General features: G+C 73.0%; 13 protein-coding genes. 5 read left to right on the forward strand and 8 right to left on the reverse strand.

The features are described from left to right. Both BCL65_RS17990 and BCL65_RS10040 read right to left on the reverse strand, forming a co-directional pair. The gene (locus BCL65_RS17990; RefSeq protein ID WP_181340733.1) at window positions 1–2082 is read right to left on the reverse strand and encodes a hypothetical protein; all 2082 of its coding nucleotides are present in this window, start codon (window positions 2080–2082) and stop codon (window positions 1–3) included. Between the two features lie 90 nt (window positions 2083–2172). After that, window positions 2173–2838: a hypothetical protein gene (locus BCL65_RS10040; protein ID WP_125206526.1), complete on the reverse strand. Its 666-nt coding sequence runs from the start codon at window positions 2836–2838 to the stop codon at window positions 2173–2175. Window positions 2839–3048: 210 nt separating this feature from the next. Here BCL65_RS10040 and mfd point away from each other — a divergent pair, with 210 nt between their 5' ends. The 3 genes from mfd (at window position 3049) to BCL65_RS10055 (ending at window position 9844) form a co-directional block, all read left to right on the forward strand. Then, window positions 3049–6687 carry a transcription-repair coupling factor gene (mfd, locus tag BCL65_RS10045; protein WP_106267606.1) on the forward strand — a complete coding sequence of 1213 codons (3639 nt, stop codon included), beginning with the start codon at window positions 3049–3051 and terminating at the stop codon, window positions 6685–6687. Window positions 6688–6800: 113 nt separating this feature from the next. Further along, the gene (locus tag BCL65_RS10050; protein WP_165799986.1) at window positions 6801–7961 is read left to right on the forward strand and encodes a nucleotidyltransferase family protein; all 1161 of its coding nucleotides are present in this window, start codon (window positions 6801–6803) and stop codon (window positions 7959–7961) included. Continuing rightward, complete coding sequence (locus BCL65_RS10055; protein WP_106267608.1) at window positions 7961–9844, forward strand: ABC transporter ATP-binding protein; 1884 nt, start codon at window positions 7961–7963, stop codon at window positions 9842–9844. Before BCL65_RS10050 ends, BCL65_RS10055 begins: the two co-directional genes overlap by 1 nt. Here the strand turns inward: BCL65_RS10055 and BCL65_RS10060 are convergent. The 4 genes from BCL65_RS10060 to BCL65_RS10075 all read right to left on the reverse strand — a co-directional run bounded on the left by BCL65_RS10060 (window position 9796) and on the right by BCL65_RS10075 (window position 12567). Beyond that, complete coding sequence (locus tag BCL65_RS10060; RefSeq protein ID WP_106267610.1) at window positions 9796–10773, reverse strand: hypothetical protein; 978 nt, start codon at window positions 10771–10773, stop codon at window positions 9796–9798. The genes BCL65_RS10055 and BCL65_RS10060 overlap by 49 nt on opposite strands. Next, window positions 10770–11219 (reverse strand): lasso peptide biosynthesis B2 protein, encoded by a 450-nt coding sequence (locus BCL65_RS10065; RefSeq protein ID WP_106267612.1) that lies wholly within the window; start codon window positions 11217–11219, stop codon window positions 10770–10772. The genes BCL65_RS10060 and BCL65_RS10065 overlap by 4 nt, the downstream gene beginning before the upstream one ends. Then, the gene (locus BCL65_RS10070) at window positions 11216–12367 is read right to left on the reverse strand and encodes an asparagine synthase-related protein (protein WP_125206525.1); all 1152 of its coding nucleotides are present in this window, start codon (window positions 12365–12367) and stop codon (window positions 11216–11218) included. The genes BCL65_RS10065 and BCL65_RS10070 overlap by 4 nt, the downstream gene beginning before the upstream one ends. A gap of 71 nt (window positions 12368–12438) precedes the next feature. Continuing rightward, window positions 12439–12567, reverse strand: a complete 129-nt coding sequence (locus BCL65_RS10075; RefSeq protein ID WP_106267616.1) for a lasso RiPP family leader peptide-containing protein — start codon at window positions 12565–12567, stop codon at window positions 12439–12441. A 199-nt stretch (window positions 12568–12766) separates the two neighbouring features. Here BCL65_RS10075 and BCL65_RS10080 point away from each other — a divergent pair, with 199 nt between their 5' ends. Together BCL65_RS10080 and BCL65_RS10085 are read left to right on the forward strand one after the other, a co-directional pair. Beyond that, window positions 12767–13027: a PqqD family protein gene (locus BCL65_RS10080; protein WP_106267618.1), complete on the forward strand. Its 261-nt coding sequence runs from the start codon at window positions 12767–12769 to the stop codon at window positions 13025–13027. A 272-nt stretch (window positions 13028–13299) separates the two neighbouring features. Next, on the forward strand, window positions 13300–17355 hold the full coding sequence (locus tag BCL65_RS10085) for an endo-1,4-beta-xylanase (protein ID WP_106267620.1): 4056 nt from the start codon (window positions 13300–13302) through the stop codon (window positions 17353–17355). Between the two features lie 108 nt (window positions 17356–17463). Here BCL65_RS10085 and BCL65_RS10090 read toward each other — a convergent pair whose 3' ends face one another. Next, complete coding sequence (locus tag BCL65_RS10090) at window positions 17464–18129, reverse strand: ABC transporter ATP-binding protein (protein ID WP_106267622.1); 666 nt, start codon at window positions 18127–18129, stop codon at window positions 17464–17466. Between the two features lie 29 nt (window positions 18130–18158). After that, window positions 18159–19679 (reverse strand): ABC transporter permease, encoded by a 1521-nt coding sequence (locus BCL65_RS10095; protein ID WP_106267624.1) that lies wholly within the window; start codon window positions 19677–19679, stop codon window positions 18159–18161. Window positions 19680–19734 lie beyond the last annotated feature (55 nt).

The raw sequence follows: 19734 nt of genomic DNA on the forward strand, positions 1-19734 counted from the left end.
TCAGGGGAGCGGTTGCGGCGTGCAGTTCGACAGCGCCACCTGGAACGTGGTCGGCGTGTCGGGCGTCTCGATCAGCACCCCGTCCTCCGGCGCGACCAGGTCGATCGTGTAGGTGTCGCCCGGGCCGAGATAGGTCGATCGCCACACGTCGGTCCCGCGCTCCCACTCGACGACCAGCACGTCACCGTCCAGGACCAGGATCTCGCAGCCGTCCGCCCAGGACCCCATGTACGGGTAGATCACCTCGCCGTCCAGAGACTTCACGATGCGCTCGTTCGATCCCTCCCGGGCGTTGTCGGGGTAGGCCGCCCAGTCGGGCCACGCCACGGCTCCGCCCACCCAGGGCGACCAGCCGTCGTCCTCGCAGCCCGGATAGTCCGTGCAGTGCCACAGCGCCAGCGTCGACTCCATGACGACCGCGCCGGCAGGGACGGACGGCGTGGGCTCGGGCTCGGGGGACGGTTCCGGGCCCGGGGTGGGAGCGTCGCCGGGTACGACGGCGAAGGTGAACGACGCACCGTCGTTCTGGAGGGAGACGACCTCGCCGGCTCGCAGCCCGGAGATCGAGTGCTGCTCGCCCGCCGCCAGATCCGCGATCTTGCGGTGGGTCCCGGTGGGCGTGCCGGCGTAGAGCGCGGCCGAACCGCTGGCGACGGTGACGGTGTCGCCGTTGGCCGACTCGGCCGGCAGGTAGATCGCGGCGGAGGTCGTGTACCCGTGCCGCGTCGACTGCGCACCCGTGGACTCGGGCCAGGTCGCGGCGTTGCCGGCGAGCTGCTGCCCCCACGGGCACGGGCTGCCCGTGCACGTCCACGTCACCGGCTGGGAGGGCGTGGCCGCCGGGTCCGTCGGGGTGGGATCCGGGGTGGGTGTCGGCGTGGGTGTCGGCGTGGGTGTCGGCGTCGGGGTGGGATCCGGGGTGGGTTCTTCGCTGGGCTCGGGTGACGGTGAGGGCGTCGGCGTCGGGGTGGGTTCGCCACCGTCGGTGAGGGTGTAGGCGAAGGTGTTGTTGTCGTTCTGGACGGAGACGACGTGGCTGTCGGGCAGGTTGGTGATGGTGTAGCTGTCGCCGGTGGAGAGCTGGGCGAGGCGGCTGTGCGAGGTGTCGGTGGGGCCGGCGTAGACGGCTGCGTTGCCGTCGGTGATGGTGATGGTGGTGCCGTGGGCGGCGATGGCGGGCAGGTAGATGCCGGCGGACGTGGTGTAGCCGTAGCGGCTGGTGATGCCGTCGGGCCAGACGGCGGCGTTGCCGGTCAGCTGGGCGCCCCAGGGGCACGGGTCACCGGTGCAGGACCACGTGACCGGCGACGACGTGCCGGCCGCCGCGGACGGTTCGGGGCTGGGTTCGGGTATCGGCGGCGGTGTGGGATCCGGGCTGGGCTCGTCGCTGGGCTCGTCGCTGGGCTCGTCGCTGGGCTCCGGTGACGGCGACGGCGTCGGCGACGGGGTGGGCGTGGGCTCGTCGCTCGGCGTCGGTGAGGGCGTCGCGGTGGGCTCCGGCTCCGTCGGTGTGGAAGACGGTGTCGGTGAGGGGGGCGGGGTGGGCTCGTCGCTCGGCGTCGGTGAGGGCGTCGGGGTGGGTTCCTGCTCCGTCGGGGTGGGTTCCGGGCTGGGTTCTTCGCTGGGTTCGGGTGACGGGGTGGGCGTCGGCGTCGGCGTCGGGCTGGGCTCCGGCGCCGTCGGCGTCGGGGTGGGTTCGCCACCGTCGGTGAGGGTGTAGGCGAAGGTGTTGTTGTCGTTCTGGACGGAGACGACGTGGCTGTCGGGCAGGTTGGTGATGGTGTAGCTGTCGCCGGTGGAGAGCTGGGCGAGGCGGCTGTGCGAGGTGTCGGTGGGGCCGGCGTAGACGGCTGCGTTGCCGATGGTGATGGTGATGGTGGTGCCGTGGGCGGCGATGGCGGGCAGGTAGATGCCGGCGGAGGTGGTGTAGCCGTAGCGGCTGGTGATGCCGTCGGGCCAGACGGCGGCGTTGCCGGTCAGCTGGGCGCCCCAGGGGCACGGGTCGCCGGTGCAGGACCACGTGACCGGCGACGACGTGCCGGCCGTCTCTTCTGCGGCGGCAGGTGAGCTGAGCGCTGCCACGCCGACTGCCACGATCAGCGCATGCACGAGCCGAGAACGCCATTTCGCCATAGGGCGACCGTATGTGCGCGCTGCACGCCGTGGCGGCCGCTACCGGGGTGAAGTGCCGTCCTCCGCGGGGTGAAATCCTGCGGTTCTCGGCTGCACGAGGGACGGTGCGGCCGCGCCGACCAGCGACGCGAGACACGCGACCAGCAGCAGTGACCCCACGACGTCGGCCGGGCGGTGGGCGAACGTCGCGACGTTGACGAGGCATGCCAGGGCGACCGTCGCCAGGGTGACGGCACGCATCCTGGTCCACCCGAGACGGGTCCGCGCGGGCCACAGCACGATGGTCGCCAGACCGAGGGCGGCCGCCACGGTGGCGTGGGTGCTGGGGAACGTGTTGTAGGCGTAGCCGCTCAGGTGGTCGTAGTCGGGACGTTCCAGGATCGTGTCCCGCAGTGCGACGCTGAGGACGATCGACCCCGCCGTCAGCACCCCGAGCGTCACCGGTTGAGGCCAGGTCCGCCGACGGAGGGCCATGAGGCTCAGGACGAGCACGACCGCTCCCATCAGCAGCGGGAGCGCCTCACGCAGGAGCCCCGCGACCGGCCGGACGAGCTCCCCGTTACGGACGACGACCCCGAACAGGGCGTCGTCCGCCCACTGGCCCCACGGGCTGAGCACCGCGACGCCGAAGAGAGCGGCGAAGGCTCCGGCAAGGATCCCCGCGCGGACGGAGTGGGCGCGGCGCCCACGTGCATGTCCCCTCACCCTGTCGATGATTCACCGCGTGCCGCACGGGGTCGATCCGACCAGTGGATGAAATGCGGCGCGGTGCCCCGGCAACGGGACGCGTGGGCTCCGGGGACCGATGTCGCCGGCCCGGCGTAGCCTGGGACCGGTAGCCCGCACGCCCCGTCCGGGGGCGAGGTGGGCCCGTCGTCGTGCGCCGTGCCGCAAGGCCTGGACCCAAGGACCTGAATGAACCTCACCGGCATCGTCCCCGCCCTGCTCGCCGAACCCGGTGCGGCTGCCGCCCTGGAGGCAGTGCCGCTCGGCGGCGAGGTCGACGTCGTCGGCCCGAAGGGCGTGCGTGCACCGTTCGTGGCCGCGGCCGCCCGGCACCGGCCGCTCGTCGTGGTCACGGCCACCGGCCGCGACGCCGACGAGCTCGCGGCCGCCGTGCGCGCGTACCTGCCCGACGACCGCGCGGACGACGTCGCCGTCCTGCCCGCCTGGGAGACGCTGCCGCACGAGCGGCTCAGCCCGCGCGCCGACACGGTGGCCAAGCGCCTGGCGGTGTTCCGGCGGCTCGCCCACCCCGACGCCGACCCGGGCAACGCGCAGGCCGGCCCGGTGCAGGTGCTCGTCATGCCCGTGCGCGCGCTGCTCCAGCCGGTGGTCGACGGGCTCGGCGAGCTGGAACCGGTCGAGCTGCACACGGGGCAGACGGCGGACCTCACCGACATCGGCGACCGGCTCGTCGCGGCGGCCTACACCCGCGTCGACATGGTGGAGCGACGCGGGGAGTTCGCGGTGCGCGGCGGCATCCTCGACGTCTTCCCGCCGACGGAGGACCACCCGCTGCGCCTCGAGTTCTGGGGCGACGAGGTCTCGGAGATCCGGTGGTTCTCCGTGGCCGACCAGCGGTCGCTGGAGATCGCCGACCGCGGTCTCTGGGCGCCGCCGTGCCGCGAGATCCTGCTCACCGAGGACGTGCGGGCGCGGGCGGCGGAGCTGACGGAGCAGCTCCCCGGCGCGATCGACATGCTCGACAAGCTCGCCGCCGGCATCGCGGTGGAGGGCATGGAGTCCCTCGCGCCCGCGCTGGTGGAGCGGATGGTGCCCGTCCTGGACCTGGTGCGCCCCGATTCCCTCCTCGTCCTCGACGAGCCGGAGCGGGTGCGCCGTCGCGCCCACGACCTGGTGGCGACCACCGAGGAGTTCCTGGCGGCGGCCTGGACGGGCGCCGTCGCGGGCGGGGACGCGCCGCTGGACCTGTCGGCCGCGTCGTTCGCGACGTTCGCCGACACCCGCGAGGTCGCCGCGCGCCGCGGGCTCGGCTGGTGGACGCTCTCGGCCTTCTCGCTGGCGTCCGGGGCCGACCCGGCCGGCGCCGACGCGTCCGACGACGGCGCTGCGGCTGCGGAGCCGGTGGTGACCGACGACGGCACCTCCTTCACGATCGCGGCGCGGGACGTGGAGTCCTACCGTGGCGACGTCGCCCGTGCGCTCGACGACGTGCAGGGGCTGCAGAAGGCCGGCTGGCGCCTGGTGCTGACGACGGAGGGCCACGGCCCGGCGCAGCGGATGACCGAACAGCTCCGCGCTGCGGACACGGCCGCCCGGCTCGTCACCGAGCTCACGGACGTACCCGAGGGCGGTGTCGTCCACGTCGCGCCCGCCCTGGTGGGCAAGGGCTTCGTGGTGCCGGAGCTGCAGCTCGCCGTGTTCAGCGAGTCCGACCTCACCGGCCGCCAGGGATCGACGACCCGGGACATGCGCCGGATGCCCTCGCGCCGGCGCAACGTCGTCGACCCCCTGCAGCTCACGGCGGGCGACTTCGTGGTGCACGAGCAGCACGGCGTGGGCCGGTTCATCGAGATGGTGCAGCGCACGCTCGGCGCCGGGGCGAACGCCGCCACGCGCGAGTACCTGGTCATCGAGTACGCGTCCTCCAAGCGCGGCCAGCCGGGTGACCGCCTGTTCGTGCCCACGGACCAGCTCGACCAGGTCACGAAGTACACGGGCGGCGAGTCGCCGAGCCTGTCCAAGATGGGCGGCGCCGACTGGAAGAACACCAAGGCGCGCGCCCGCAAGCACGTCAAGGAGATCGCGAGCGAGCTGATCCGGCTCTACTCCGCGCGGATGGCGACGCAGGGGCACGCGTTCGGCCCGGACACCCCGTGGCAGCGCGAGCTGGAGGACGCCTTCGCCTACGTCGAGACCCCGGACCAGCTCGTCACCATCGACGAGGTCAAGGCGGACATGGAGAAGTCCGTGCCGATGGACCGGCTGGTGTGCGGCGACGTCGGCTACGGCAAGACCGAGATCGCGCTGCGGGCGGCGTTCAAGGCCGTGCAGGACGGCAAGCAGGTCGCCATCCTGGTGCCGACCACGCTCCTGGTCCAGCAGCACTTCGACACGTTCTCCGAGCGGTACGCCGGGTTCCCGGTGAACGTGCGGGCGCTGTCGCGGTTCGAGAGCGCCAAGGAGTCCGCCGAGACGCTCGAAGGCCTCAAGGACGGGTCCGTCGACGTCGTGATCGGCACCCACCGGATCATCACGGGGTCGGTGCACTTCAAGGACCTGGGCCTGGTCATCATCGACGAGGAGCAGCGGTTCGGCGTCGAGCACAAGGAGACGCTCAAGCAGCTGCGCACCAACGTGGACGTCCTGGCGATGTCCGCGACGCCGATCCCGCGCACGCTGGAGATGGCCGTGACCGGCATCCGCGAGATGTCCACGCTGGCCACGCCGCCCGAGGAGCGCCACCCCGTCCTGACCTATGTGGGCGGGTACGAGGAGAAGCAGATCTCCGCGGCGATCCGGCGCGAGCTCCTGCGCGAGGGCCAGGTCTTCTACGTGCACAACAAGGTCGAGTCGATCCAGCGGGCCGCGACCCGGCTGGCCGAGCTCGTGCCCGAGGCCCGGATCGGCGTCGCGCACGGCAAGATGAGCGAGCAGCAGCTCGACCAGGTCATCCGCGCCTTCTGGGAGAAGGAGCTCGACGTCCTGGTGTGCACGACGATCATCGAGACCGGCATGGACATCTCGAACGCGAACACTCTCATCCTGGAGCGCTCCGACACCCTCGGGCTGTCCCAGCTGCACCAGCTGCGCGGGCGCGTGGGCCGCGGCCGCGAGCGGGCGTACGCCTACTTCCTGTACCCGCCCGAGCGGCCGCTCACCGAGACGGCGCACGACCGGCTGGCCACGATGGCGGCCCACACCGACCTCGGTGCGGGCATGCAGATCGCCATGAAGGACCTGGAGATCCGCGGTGCCGGCAACCTGCTCGGCGGGGAGCAGTCCGGGCACATCGCCGGCGTCGGGTTCGACCTCTACGTGCGGATGGTGGGGGAGGCCGTGGCGGCGTTCCGCGGCGACCGGGAGGAGGAGCAGCCCGAGGTGACGATCGAGCTGCCGGTGGACGCCCACCTGCCCGAGTCGTACATCGCGACCGAGCGGCTGCGGCTCGAGGCGTACAAGAAGATCGCCGCCGCGCAGGACGCCGCCGCGCTCGGGGAGGTGCGGGCGGAGCTCGTGGACCGGTACGGGGCCCTTCCCGAGCCCACGGAGGCGCTGTTCGAGGTCGCGGAGTTCCGCAACCACGCCCGCCGGGCCGGGCTCACCGACGTGACCGCCCAGGGCAAGCACATCCGGTTCGCGCCGGTCGACCTGCCCGAGTCCGCCCAGATGCGGCTCAAGCGCCTCTACCCGGGCACGATCCTCAAGCCCGGCATCCGCGCGGTCCTCGTGCCCTTCCCGACGACGGCGCGGATCGGTGGCAAGCCGTTGCGCGGCGCCGCTCTGCTCACCTGGGCACGCCAGCTCATCGACGCCGTGATCCTCGGGGAGGTGGCGGCCGCGGCGTCGGCCGGGGCCGCGGCGCGGTAGCCGCAGCTCAGCCGAACGACGCCGTCGGTCGCCGGCACGCTTTCACTCGGGTGAAATCGGCTTTCGCGGTGTTGAGCGTGCCGAGCGCGCGTCATGCTCGGCTGGTGGTACTTGTGAGACGACGGGCGTCGGCCGGTGCCGGTCGCCCGCTGCGGCCGCTGGCCCAGCTGCTCCTCGATGCTGCCTTCGACCGGTGCGCCACCTGGGACGACGGCCTCGCGGCGGTCGCCGGCGACGACGTGGTGGATGCGGGCTTCCTCCACAGGATCTCGCCGGCGATCGCCCGAGCGACGCGAGGGTGGACCGAGGTCTCGGACGGGTGGCGCGCGCCGTTGCGGGCGGTCCAGCACCGGCAGATGCTCAGGCACCTGCGAGCGCTCGAGGATCTCAAGGTCGTCGGTGCTGCCCTCGACCGAGCCGGCATCGCCTGGGTCGTGGTCAAGGGCGCGACGCTCGCCTCCGTCGTCTGGCCGCACGCGGACATGCGGGAGTACTACGACCTCGACCTGCTCGTCGAACCGGCGTCGTTCCGGGACGCGGTGGCGATCGTCGAGTCCACGGGCGGCCGTCTGCTCGACCGCAACTGGCCCGCGTTGAGCGCGTCGGGTCGCGGCGAGCTGGCCATGGTCGGGCGGCACGGCACACCCCTCGACCTGCACTGGCACCTGGCCGTGGCTCCGTCGGTGCGGCGTGCCTTTCCTCTCGACGTCGACGCGATGCTCGCACGGCGCCGCCACCACCATTTGTCGGTGGCGCCGATGCCGGTGCTCGACCCCGAAGACCAGGCGCTCCATGTGGCCGTGCACGCGGCCCAGGCGGGCGCCAACCGGTTGGTGTGGCTCGCCGACGTCTACTACGCGACGCGGGGCGTCGACTGGGAGGAGCTGGCACGACGATGCCGACGGGCGGACGCCACGGTGCCCGTGGCGCTCGTCGTCGACCGGGCCTACCGCGTCGCTGGTCGGGGCAGCGTCCCGTCCCGGGACCTGGCGCAGGCCGCCGACGGCGTCTGGGGCCGGCTCGCGCGATCCCGTGACGATCTGCTCCCGTTCCCTGGTCTGCCGGGGGACCGGAGGCTCGGGGGGAACATCTACGGGGCCGCCCGGCCCACGGTGCCGGCGAGCATGTGGAGGCTCGGGAAGGACCATGTCGCGGCCCGCTACCAGGGCTGGCGCCACCGCCACGGCCGGAACACGGTCCGCCCGTGGCAGCAGGACGTCCCTGACCCACAGGCTCGCGAGGCCTACTTCGCCACGGCCATGAGCGGAGGGTGATGAGCGGCGTCCGGTCCGCTACCTCCGGTCGTGACGGTCACGGCGGGCGGTCGTCGACGTCCAGGGGCCGCCGGGTCGTCGAGCTGGTCCGCCGTTCGACCCGGCTCGTGTGGTCGTGCAGCCCGCGGCTCTTCGTGGCCCTGGTGGCGCTCCAGATCGTGGCGGCGGCCTCGCTCGGCGCGCAGGTGCTCGTGGTCGCCCAGGTCCTCGAGCGCATCCTCGACCTGACGGAAGCCGGGGTGACTCCGGGGCTCGTCTGGTCGGTCGCGGCCCTGGCCGGCCTGATGGCGCTGGGCGCACTGATCGCCGTGGCGCAGGGCAGCGTGCGGCGGCTCCTCGGCGAGCTCGTCGCCCGTTCGATGAACGAGAAGGTGCAGGACGTCGCCACCACGGTGCCGCTGCGCAACTTCGAGGACCCCGAGTTCTTCGAGAACCTCCAGCGCGTCCGCCAGAGCGCGATGACCCGGCCGTTCCAGGTCACCCAGGGGTTGTTCACCGTCATCGGGACCGTGGCGTCGAGCGTCGCGGTCGGGGCCGCGCTCGTCGCGCTCTACCCGTGGCTGCTGCCGTTGCTGGCCGTCGGTGCCGTCCCGGTGCTGCTGACCAGCCGCCGCGAGAGTGCGTTGGAGTTCCGGTTCACGGTGGCGCAGACCACCAACCAGCGCGAACGCACCTACGTCAACTACGTGCAGACCAACCGCGACGAGGCGAAGGAGATCCGCGCCTTCCAGGTCTCTCCGTGGCTACGGGACCGGTACCGGGCGTTGTACGACAGCTACCTCGAGGCACTGCGCAAGCACCTCGGGCGCCGGTTGCGGCTGGCGACCCTCGGGCAGGTGCTCTCCGGCGTCGTCCTCGTGGGGACGCTGCTCCTGCTCGTGGTGCTCATCGCGAACGGGGAGGTGGGTGTCGCGGACGCCGGTGCCGCGATCGTCGGGATCCGGGCGCTGCAGGGACAGATCCAGGGCCTCGTCGGCGGGGTGCAGCAGATCCACGAGTCGGGGCTCTACCTCGACGACCTCGAGGCGTTCTTCCGGCACCACGCGGACGAGGCGACCGGTCCCGCAGGCGCCGACGACCTTCCCCCGTTCGACGGCGCGCGGATCGAGAAGGTGTCCTTCCGGTACCCGGGGTCCGGCACCGAGGCGTTGCAGGACGTGACCATCGAGGTCGGTCGCGGGGAGGTCGTGGCCGTCGTCGGTGAGAACGGGTCCGGCAAGACCACCGCGGCGAAGGTGCTGGCAGGGCTGTACGAGCCGGACGCCGGCGACGTCCTCTGGGGCGAGACGCCCTACGCCAAGCTCTCGCAGGACGATCTGCGCAGCCGGGTGGCGGTCATCTTCCAGGACTTCGTCCGGTACGCCTTCTCGGCCACGGAGAACATCGCCCTGGACCGGGCCGGTATCGACGCGCGCCAGGACCCGGCCGGCCGGGAGGACGTCCGAGCGGCCGCGCGGGCCGCGGACATCGACGGCGCCCTCTCGCGCCTGCCCCACGGGTATGCGACGCGGCTGTCGAGGATGTTCGACGACAGTGCGGACCTCTCGGGGGGGCAGTGGCAGCGGCTCGCGATCGCGCGAGCGTTCTACCGGGACGCGGACCTCGTCATCCTCGACGAACCGTCGGCGGCGCTCGACCCACGGGCCGAGCACGACCTGTTCAGCTCGTTGCGCACGACGCTGCGCGGCCGGTCCGCCCTGTTCATCTCCCACCGCTTCGCCACGGTGCGGGGCGCCGACCGCATCTACGTCATGGACTCGGGCCGGGTGGTCGAGTCGGGGACGCACACCGAGCTGATGGCCCGCCGCGGCCTGTATGCCGAGCTGTTCGAGCTTCAGGCCGGGGCGTACTTCCCCGACGGCTGGTCCAGCTCGGCACCCTGAGCCCGCAGCGCCTCGACGAGCTCAGTCCCGAGGCGCTCGCGGAAGGGCGGTCCCCAGGGCACCCGCGCCGTGAAGACGGGGACGCTCGCGGCGAGAGCAGAGACCCGGGCGAACTGCTGGGCGGTCACCCGCGGGTCCCGCCACCCGAGCAGCCGGGGGAACTGCATGAGGGCGAACGCCGCCGCCCCGCCGCGGACCCGGTCGACACGCAGCTCCTCGCACGTGCGGTCGGGGAGCGGGACGACCAGCGCACCGACCGGACGAGCGTCCGTCGGCTCACGCCCCGGTGCCAGCAGGTCGCGGCCGTCAGCGCTGCGCCCCCGGCGCGGTGAGTCCGCACCGAACCGCTCGGTGAGGGTGTCCGCGCCCTTGCGCAGCCGCAGCTCCGTCGCCCCGAGCCGAGCGAGGTGGTCGTCGCCCGCCGGGTCGACGCGGAGCACGTCGTCGGTGACGAGCGCGCCGCCCTCGGCGCAGAGCAGCGCCGCCATCGTCGACTTGCCCATGCCGGACCGCCCGACGAACCCGACGACGTCGTCCTCGAGCTGCACGGCGCTCGCATGCAGGACCGTGTGCCCGCGCAGGTAGAGCTGGAACGCCATCTGCGCCCCGGACGCGAGCACGCGCGCCACACCGGAGTCCGCGCCCTCCACCGCGTGCAGCGTGACGTGCTCGAGGTCGGGTGTGAGCACGAAGTCGCAGGTCCCGTGGAACCGGAGCCGGTAGCCGTCGTCCGACCGGGTCGCCGTGTACCAGGGGCGTTCTGGGCTCGCGTACCGCAGGATGATCTCACCGGCCGGGTCTTCGTCGGTGTGGCTGCGGTCTGCGCCGCGGCGGAGGCGAACCGTGCCGTCGACCGTCACGGACTCCGGCCGCGAGGGCATCGGCACGTCGGAGTCGACGGACAGCCCGTACAGCGTGGTCGACGTCATGCGGATCCCCCGGTGGTCTGGGCCTGCTCGAACTCGCGGTACAGCCAGGCGGCGCCCTCGGGGTCGAGGTCCGTGCCGTCGATCCGCAGCCAGGCGTGGGCCCTGATGTGGCCGCCGTCGTCGCGGCGGACGCCGAGCACGATCTGGGGGTCGCGAGAACGCAGGCTGTGGCCGAGCACGAGGGCGGTGCGCAGGCATGTCCCGTTCACCCACCGCAGACGCAGCACGCGGCGGTCGATGCGCAGCCGGCGCAGCTCGCCGGCGGTGAGCCGCGCCGTGTCGAAAGCGGCGCGGGGTGTCGTGCCCGGTGCTCCGCCGAGCCGCAGACCCAGCACGGCGGCGGTCCGGCGCAGCCCGACCGTGCGCAGGCCCGTCTCGGCCACCAGGTACACGAGCCCGGACCGGGCTGCCCGCAGCAGCCCGCCCACCTGCCGCCGGGGGCTCATGCCGCGTCCCGGGCGCGCGTGCGGTCCTGGCTCGCCAGCCAGGCGGACTGCAGCAGGAGGCCGGTGGGGCCGGGCGGGCGTTCGCCCAGCCACGCCTTCTGCAGCTCCTCGGCGTCGACCAGGTCGTGCGGTACGCCGCTGCCGTCCCAGCTCCGTGCGAACTCACGCGTCGCCGCGCCGAGGTAGGCGAGGGTGAAGGTCGCCTTCGAGGTGCGCGCGAGGACGGCGTCCGGGAGCACGTCGGCGAACACCGCGCGCATGCCCTCCGTCCGCGAGGAGAAGCCGGTCGGGTGCCGGCGGGCCACGGCGGCGAGGAACGTCGGGTCGAGCAGCGGGTGGGCGACCTCGGCGTGGTGCTCGGCCGCGAGGGCGGAGTAGGTGCGGAAGAACTCGGTGACCGACCGACGGCGCGCGACCCAGCGCAGCGAGCCGCCGAACGACAGCGGTTCGGCCAGGTCGTCGGCACCGATCCGCTCGACCAGCTCGTCGTGGGCGGCAGGTCGGAGCCAGGGGAGCGACATCGGCGCCCGCAGCCGGCGACGGCGGAGAACGGCCGGTGAGACTGCCGTGAGCGCGGAGCGGCGAGGGCTTCCCGGCGCGAACGGTCGGCGAGCGGTGCGCCGGAGGGCTCGGATCCGACGATCGCCGAAGACCTCGTCGCCACCCTCGCCGGTGAGGACGACCCCGCCGGCACACCGCTCGAGCAGAGGGCCGCGTGCGTGCATGGTGGCCGGCCAGAGCAGGCCGTGCCGCCGCAGGCTGTCCTGGGCGACCGGGCCGAGCAGGTCGTTCTCCGTGGTGATGGGGAGCCGCCACCAGTCGTGCAGGCCGAGGTGGTCGACGACGGTCCGCTGCCACTCGGACTCGTCGGCCTCGGCGACCCCGGGATAGACGAACGTCACCGGGATCGGGGGCGGGGTGCCGGCCAGCGCGGTGGCGCGGCACGCTGCCGCGAGGACGGCCGAGGAGTCTCGTCCTCCGGAGAAGGTGACGTAGACCTGCCGGCCGCCGGCACGGTCCGCGATGCGTGACGTCAGGACGTCGAGGGGCGCGGCCGTGGTCCGATGGCCGGGCGACGTGTCGACCAGTCCGGGGAGCCACGCCCACGCGGTCTCGCGAGGGGTCGGGCGGTGTACATCGAGGGCCATGTCGACCTCCGCACGGATCGGCGGCACCCGCGACCGTGCCGCGGGCGCCGCCGACCGAGTGCTGGGGAGCGTCAGGAGACGCCGCCGCCGCCGTGCCTGTCGCCACGGAACAGGTCGCCGTCGTAGTCGATGTCGAACTGCGCCTCGAGCGTGAGGTCGGCGACCGTGCCGACCTCGCGGATGCTGGGTGCCTCGTACATAGAAGTGCCTCCTGTGTGTTGTGCCGGACCGTTTCAGTATTCCGAGCACGGTGTGACCGCGGCAGGTGAGGCAGGGGTGAAAAGGCCCGGAGAGCGGGTGAATGCCGTGGCCGCGCGGATGAAATCCACGAACCGGCCGGTGTGGCTCGCCGTCCGGTGGTTTGATGCCTGCGGACGACCGCGACGATGGGGGAAGACGATGCGGCTTCGCGCAGACGGGGTGACCTGGCAGGAGATCGACGGCGAGCTGGTGCTGCTGGACCTGAACTCGTCGACGTACCTCACCACCAACGCGGCCGGCACTCTGCTCGCCCGGACGCTCGCCGACGCCGACGGTGCCACCGAGGACCAGCTCGTGGGTGCGCTGGTGCGGGAGTACGGGATCGACGAGTCGGTCGCACGGACCGACACCACGGCCTTTCTCGCCGACCTGCGGCACCGCGGACTCCTGCACGACTGAGGCGTCCCCACCGACCGACGTGCGTGCCGGTCCGTGACGCTCCCGCCGGACATCGTCACGAGCCGGCACGCACGTCGCCCTTCGACCGACGCGCTCCCGGTAGCGCAGGACCGCGCCGTCGCAGTGAGATAACGATTTCGCACCGGTTCGTTCAGCCATTGACCTTAAATGGGCGCCCCCGTAGCGTTCCCGATGACGGGGCGCGGCGCGCCCTGCCCGGGGCCCCGAGCATCGAGGCCGGCGCCCCGGCCGCACATCGCAAGGGAGCGACGATGAGGCAGAGCATCACCAGGACGGTCGCGGGGCTCACCGCGGCCGCGCTGGCGGCGAGCGGCGCGGTGGGTGCCGTCGTCGTGGGAGCGTCGACGGCGGCAGCGGACGACGCCGTCATGCTAGAAAACGATTTCGATTCCACGGTGGACCCGTGGGGCCCCCGCGGCCCCGTCGAGCTGACGATCACCGACGACGCCCGCACCGGCGCCGGAGCCCTCGCCGTGACCGGACGGACGGGGGAGTGGAACGGCCCCGCGACCGACGTCACCGGCCTCTTCGCCGAGGGCGGCGTGTACCAGGTCGAGGCCTGGGTCAAGCTGCCCGCCGGGGCCGCGGACGCCACCGACGTCCACGTCACCGTCCAGGAGACGTCCGCCGACGGTGACGCCTACACCTGGGTCGGCGGGGCGGTCACCGCCACCGCCGACGAGTGGGTCGAGGTGGGCGGCACGTACACGATGCCCGCCGGCCTCACCGCCGCCCAGCTCTACCTCGAGGCCGCGCCCGTCGGCGACGCCCACCCCGACTTCCTCGTGGACGACGTCGTGATCACCGGCCAGCAGGTCGACGCCGGCCTGCCCGACGGGTTCGTCCCCGGCGGGGCGGTGAGCCCCACCAGCACCCCGGTGTCCGCCGCCCAGTCCGGCAGCACGGGGGGCCCGGTCGCCGCGCTCACCTTCGACGACGGGCCGAACCCGGGCACCACGCCCGCGCTTCTCGACTTCCTCGCCGCCCACGACCTGCCCGCCACGTTCTGCGTCATCGGGCAGAACATCGAGGCCGACGGCGGCGCGGAGATCCTGCGCCGGATCGTGGCCGAGGGGCACACCCTGTGTAACCACTCCACCGGCTACGCCGACATGGGCTCGATGACGCCCGAGCAGGCGCAGGCCGACATGATCGCGAACCTCGACATCATCCGCGGCGCCCTCGGCGACCCGCAGGCCGAGGTCCCGTTCTGGCGCGCCCCCAACGGGTCCTGGGGTGCCACCCCCGGCGTCGCGGTGAACCTCGGCATGCAGCCGCTCGCCGTGACGAACACGATCGCCGACTGGGAGACGCAGGACGAGGCCACGCTCACCGAGAACCTCCGCGCCGCCCTGACCGACGGCGAGCTCGTGCTGGTGCACGACGGCGGTGGTGACCGTTCCGGTTCGCTCGCCGCGGTCGAGACCGTGGTCACCGAACGGCTCGCCGACGGCTGGGAGTTCACTCCGGTGCAGGGCACGCCCCCGGCGTCCGGCCCCGTGCTGAGCACCGACTTCGAGGACGGCCTCGACGGGTGGGGCCCGCGCACGGGCGACGACACGGACCCGATCGTGGAGATCACGACGGCGGACGCCGCCTCGGGCGAGGCCGCCGCGCTGGTCACCGGCCGCGACAGCCAGGGTGACGGCATCGGCCGGGACGTCTCGGACGCGCTCACGCCCGGCGTGCGCTACGAGGTCTCCGCCCAGGTGCGGTTCGCCGCGGGCCAGCAGCCGGACGCCGTCTGGCTCTCGCTCGCCAGCACGGCCGACGGTTCGACGTCGTACGCCACGCTGGCGCAGTGGTCCGGCGTGACGGCGGACGGCTGGACCGAGGTCACCGCGACCTTCCAGGCGCCGGCCGGCGAGGAGCAGTACCTCTACCTGGAGACCGACTACAACGGCACCAACACGAGCGACCTCCTCGTCGACGACGTCGTGGTCTCGGTGCCGGAGCCGGCCGTGGTCCAGGACCTCACGCCGATCCAGGAGACCGTGCCGTTCGCGGCCGGGGTGGCGATCGACTCGCGCGAGACCAGCGGCTCCGCCGCCGACCTGCTGCTGCGGCACTTCAACCAGGTCACCGCCGAGAACCACATGAAACCGGAGGCCTGGTACGACGACGAGGGCACGTTCCGCCCGCACCCCGAGGCGGTCGCGCTCATGGACTTCGCGGCCGCGAACGATCTCGCGATGTACGGCCACGTGCTGACGTGGCACTCCCAGACGCCGGACTGGTTCTTCACCGACGACGCCGGCGAGCCGCTCACCGACTCCGCCGCCGACCAGCAGGTGCTCCGCGACCGCCTGAGGGACCACATCTTCGCGGTCGCCGAGTGGCTCGCCACGTACGGCGAGTTCGGCGCGGACAACCCCGTCAACGCGTTCGACGTGGTCAACGAGGTCGTCGCGGACGGCGCCACGGACGACGGCCTGCGCCGCAGCGAGTGGTACCGGATCCTCGGCGAGGAGTTCATCGACCTGTCCTTCGAGTACGCGGACGAGGCCTTCAACCACACCTACGCGGCCGAGGGCGCCGACCGCCCGGTGCGGCTCTTCATCAACGACTACAACACCGAGCAGGGCGGCAAGCAGGACCGTTACGTGGCCCTGGTCGAGCGGATGCTCGAGCGCGGCGTCCCGCTCGACGGCGTGGGTCACCAGTTCCACGTCTCGCTCGCCATGCCGGTCTCCGCCCTGGAGGTCGCGCTCGAGCGGTTCGAGGACATGCCCGTCACCCAGGCGGTCACCGAGCTCGACGTCACCATCGGCACGCCCGAGACACAGGCGAACCTCGTCGAGCAGGGCTACTGGTTCCGGGACGCGTTCCGGATGTTCCGCGACCACGCCGGCTCGCTGCACGCGGCGACGGTCTGGGGCCTGACGGACGGCCGTTCGTGGCGTGCGGACAACGGTGCGCCGCTCCTCTTCGACGACGCCTACCAGGCCAAGCCGGCGTACCTCGGGGTCGTCGACGGCGACCTGCCGGCGCAGCAACGCTCGGCGAACGTGTTCGCCGGCGACGTCCCGCTGGACGGATCCGCCACGGCCTCGCCCCAGTGGGAGCGTCTGCCGCTGCACCAGGTCACCGCGGCCGGCGAGTCCGTCGCCGGGTTCCAGCTGCGCTGGGCCGCCGACCACCTCACCGCGTACGTGTCCGTCACCGACGGTGCGGCCGAGGCGAGCGACGCCGTCACGTTCGACCTCGGCGGCACGACCGCCGTCGTCGGCCGCGACGGGACGGTGACGGGCGACGCGACCGCCGAGGTCGTCGAGACCGACGCCGGGTACGACGTCGTGGCGCACCTGCCGCTCGCCGCCGCCGCGGAGGGCGACACGCTCGCCCTCGACGTCCGGGTGGACGACGGCGGCACCTCCGCCGGGTGGAACACCCCGGGCGCGTACGGCACGCTCACCCTCCTGGAGGAGCTGAGCCACGTCGAGGTGGTCGAGGCGGCCGCGGCGCCCACCGTGGACGGCGACGTCGACGACGTGTGGACCGCGGCGAACGCCGTCACCACCGCGCAGCGCGTCGAGGGGTCGGACGGTGCGGTCGGAACCTTCCGCACCTTGTGGACCGACGACACGCTGTACGTGCTGGCCGAGGTCGAGGACCCCACCGTGGACGTCAGCGGCTCCGACCCGTGGATCCAGGACTCGGTGGAGGTGTTCGTCGACGCGGGCAACGCGAAGAACGGCGGCTACCGGGCCGAGGACACGCAGATCCGCGTCAGCGCGGAGAACGAGGTCTCGTTCGGCACGGGAGACGCGGCCGAGCAGGCGGCTCGCGTGACCTCGGCGGCCTCGCTCACCGAGGACGGCTACCTGGTCGAGCTGTCGGTCGACCTGCTCGACCAGGGCGGCGTGGGCTCGTTCCACGGCCTGGACCTGCAGGTCAACGACGCCACCGACGGCGCGCGGACCTCGGTGACCACCTGGGCCGACCCGACCGGCACCGGCTACCAGTACACGAACCGCTGGGGCGTGGCCGAGCTGGTGGCCGCCCCCGCGCCGCCCGCGCCGGACTGGGAGGAGGGCCAGGTCTACACGGCCGGCGACGAGGTGACCCACGGCGGTGCCCTGTACCGCGCGACGTGGTGGACCACCGAGGAGCCGGGCACCTCGCCCTGGGGCTCGTGGCAGGAGATCGCCACGGCACCGGACGGGACGGCGGTCTGGACGGCGTCGCGGATCTTCGTCGAGGGCGACGTCGTCGTGCATGAGGGCGACCGCTACGAGGCGCGGTGGTGGACCCGCAACCAGGCCCCGGGCTCCCAGCACGGCCCCTGGACCCTCCTCGCGAGGTAGTGCCGCCCCCGCCGAGGTAGGTGCGTTCCGGCCGAGGTAGTAGCCCGTCGGTCGAGGTAGTGCCCGAGTCGACGCTCGGGCTACTACCTCGACACTCGGGCTACTACCTCAGCGCTCGGTGACGGTGCCCTTGGCGATCCGCAGGCGCCGCTGCGCACGCCGGGCGACGGCGGTGTCGTGGGTGACCATGACGATGGTCAGTCCCTCCTCCTTCCACAACCCCTCGAGCAGCTCGACGATCTCGTCGCGTGTCGCCTCGTCGAGGTTGCCCGTGGGCTCGTCGGCGAGCAGCACCCGAGGCTCCTTGACCAGCGCGCGAGCGATCGCCACGCGTTGCTGCTGGCCGCCGGACAGCTCGCCGGGCAGGTGGTCGGCGCGCTCGGCGAGCCCGACGGACGCGAGTGCCTCGAGCGCCCGCCGTGTGCGCTTCTCCGCCTTCACGTGCAGCGGGACCATCGCGGTCGCGACGTTCTCGGCAGCGGTGAGCGTCGGGATGAGGTTGTAGTGCTGGAAGACGAAGCCGATGCGTTCTGCCCGCGCGCTGGTGAGCGCGCCGTCGGAGAGCTTCGCGAGGTCGTCGCCCGCGAGCAGCACGCTGCCCGACGTCGGTCGGTCGAGCCCGCCGAGCATCTGCAGCAGGGTGGACTTGCCCCCGCCGGTGGGTCCCTGGATCGCGACGAGCTCGCCGTCGCCGATCTCGAGGTCCACGGACCGCAGGGCATGGACGGTGCGCTTCCCGGTGTACGTCTTGGTCACGTTCTTCAGCTGGTACATGGTGGGGTTCCTCTCGGGTACGACGTCGGTCAGGCGAGCGAGCGCAGGGCTTCGGCGGGGCGCAGGCGCGCGGCGCGCCAACCACCCACGACTCCGGCGAGGAGCCCGCCGAGGACCGCCAGGCCCACGGCGGCGACGACGACCCACACGGTGACGGGCGCGGAGAGCGCCACGTCGACGGCACTGGTCGCGGTGTCCGCGGCCTGGCCGAACGGGGCACCACCGCCACGACCGCCGCCGGTTGCCTGACCGCCGCCGGGTGCCTGACCGCCGGCGCCGGGCCCGCCGACGGCGAGCCCGCCGGACGATCCGCTCAGCGTGATGCCGGCGAGGTTGACGGCGAGCACGGCGACCGCGCCCAGCGCGACGCCCACCACGCCCCCGAGGAGGCCCTGCACCACGGACTCGCCCGCGACCTGCCCGACCACGCGGGGCTTGCCCCAGCCGATGGCCTTCAGGGTGCCGAGCTCGCGGGTGCGGCGGTTGACGCCCGAGACGGTGAACAGGATCGCCAGGCCGAACGCGGCAGCCAGCACGATGATGCTGAGCCAGGTCCCCAGCGTGCTGACCAGCGACGAGGCCGTGGACAGCGATCCGGTGACGTCGTCCGCGAGGTCGGACTGCGTGCTGACGGACGCGTCGGGCAGGGCCGCGCCGACGGCGTCCGCGACGGCGTCGACATGGTCGGCGGAGTCCACCGAGACGTAGACGTCGGTGACCTGGCCGTCCAGGTCGGCGAGCGTCTGGGCGAGGACCAGCGGGACGTAGACGTCCGAGGAGGTCGCGACGCCGTCGCCGGTGGTCGACGTCACCGTGCCCACCACCTCGAGGTCGCTGTCGCCGACGGAGAGGGTGTCGCCGACGGTGATCTCCGCGGTCTCGGCGTAGGTCGCGTCGAGCACGGCGACCTCGTCGTCACCCGCCTCGAGCCCGCGGCCCTCGGCGACCTCGACCGTGGTGAGGGGGCCGACGGCGTCGGCGGACGGGTCGATCCCGGTGACGGTGAAGGAGTCGACCTCGAACGCGCTGCCACCCGCGCCGTCGGGCCCCCCCGCTCTGCCGGGGCCGCCCTGCTCGCCGGCCTGGCCTGGCCCGCCGCCGGCCTCCATCTGCTCCTGCATCGCTTCCATGTCGGGCATCTCGCCGCTGAACGAGGTGCTGGTGAGCGTCAGCGCGGCGGCTGCGTCCGTCACGTGCTCGACCCCCTCGATCGTGTCGAGCGACGCGGCGTCGAAGGTCGCGGTGCCGCGTTCCACGCTCAGCTGTGCCTGGTCGAGCGAGCGTGTGCCGTCGTCGTCCGCCTCGCCTGCTTCCGCGTCGAACTCGAAGCGACCGGGCCTTCCGCCTCCAGCCTCTCCGGGCTGGGACACGGTGACGTCCGTGCCGACGCCGTAGACGGACTCGAGGACGGCCGTCTGCGCGTCGCGGACGCCGGTGGACACGGACGACACGACCATGACGAGCGCGATCGCGACGGCCAGCCCGACCGCGACGACGGCGGTCTGCTTGCGTCGGTGCCGTAGCTCGCGGCGCAGGTAGGTGAGGAACATGGCACTCCTTCGAAGTGGCGTGGGGCCGATGGGCCAGGACGGTCGACGCCGTCTG

This window comes from Isoptericola halotolerans (genome assembly GCF_003003075.1).
GTDB classification, from domain to species: domain Bacteria; phylum Actinomycetota; class Actinomycetes; order Actinomycetales; family Cellulomonadaceae; genus Isoptericola; species Isoptericola halotolerans_A.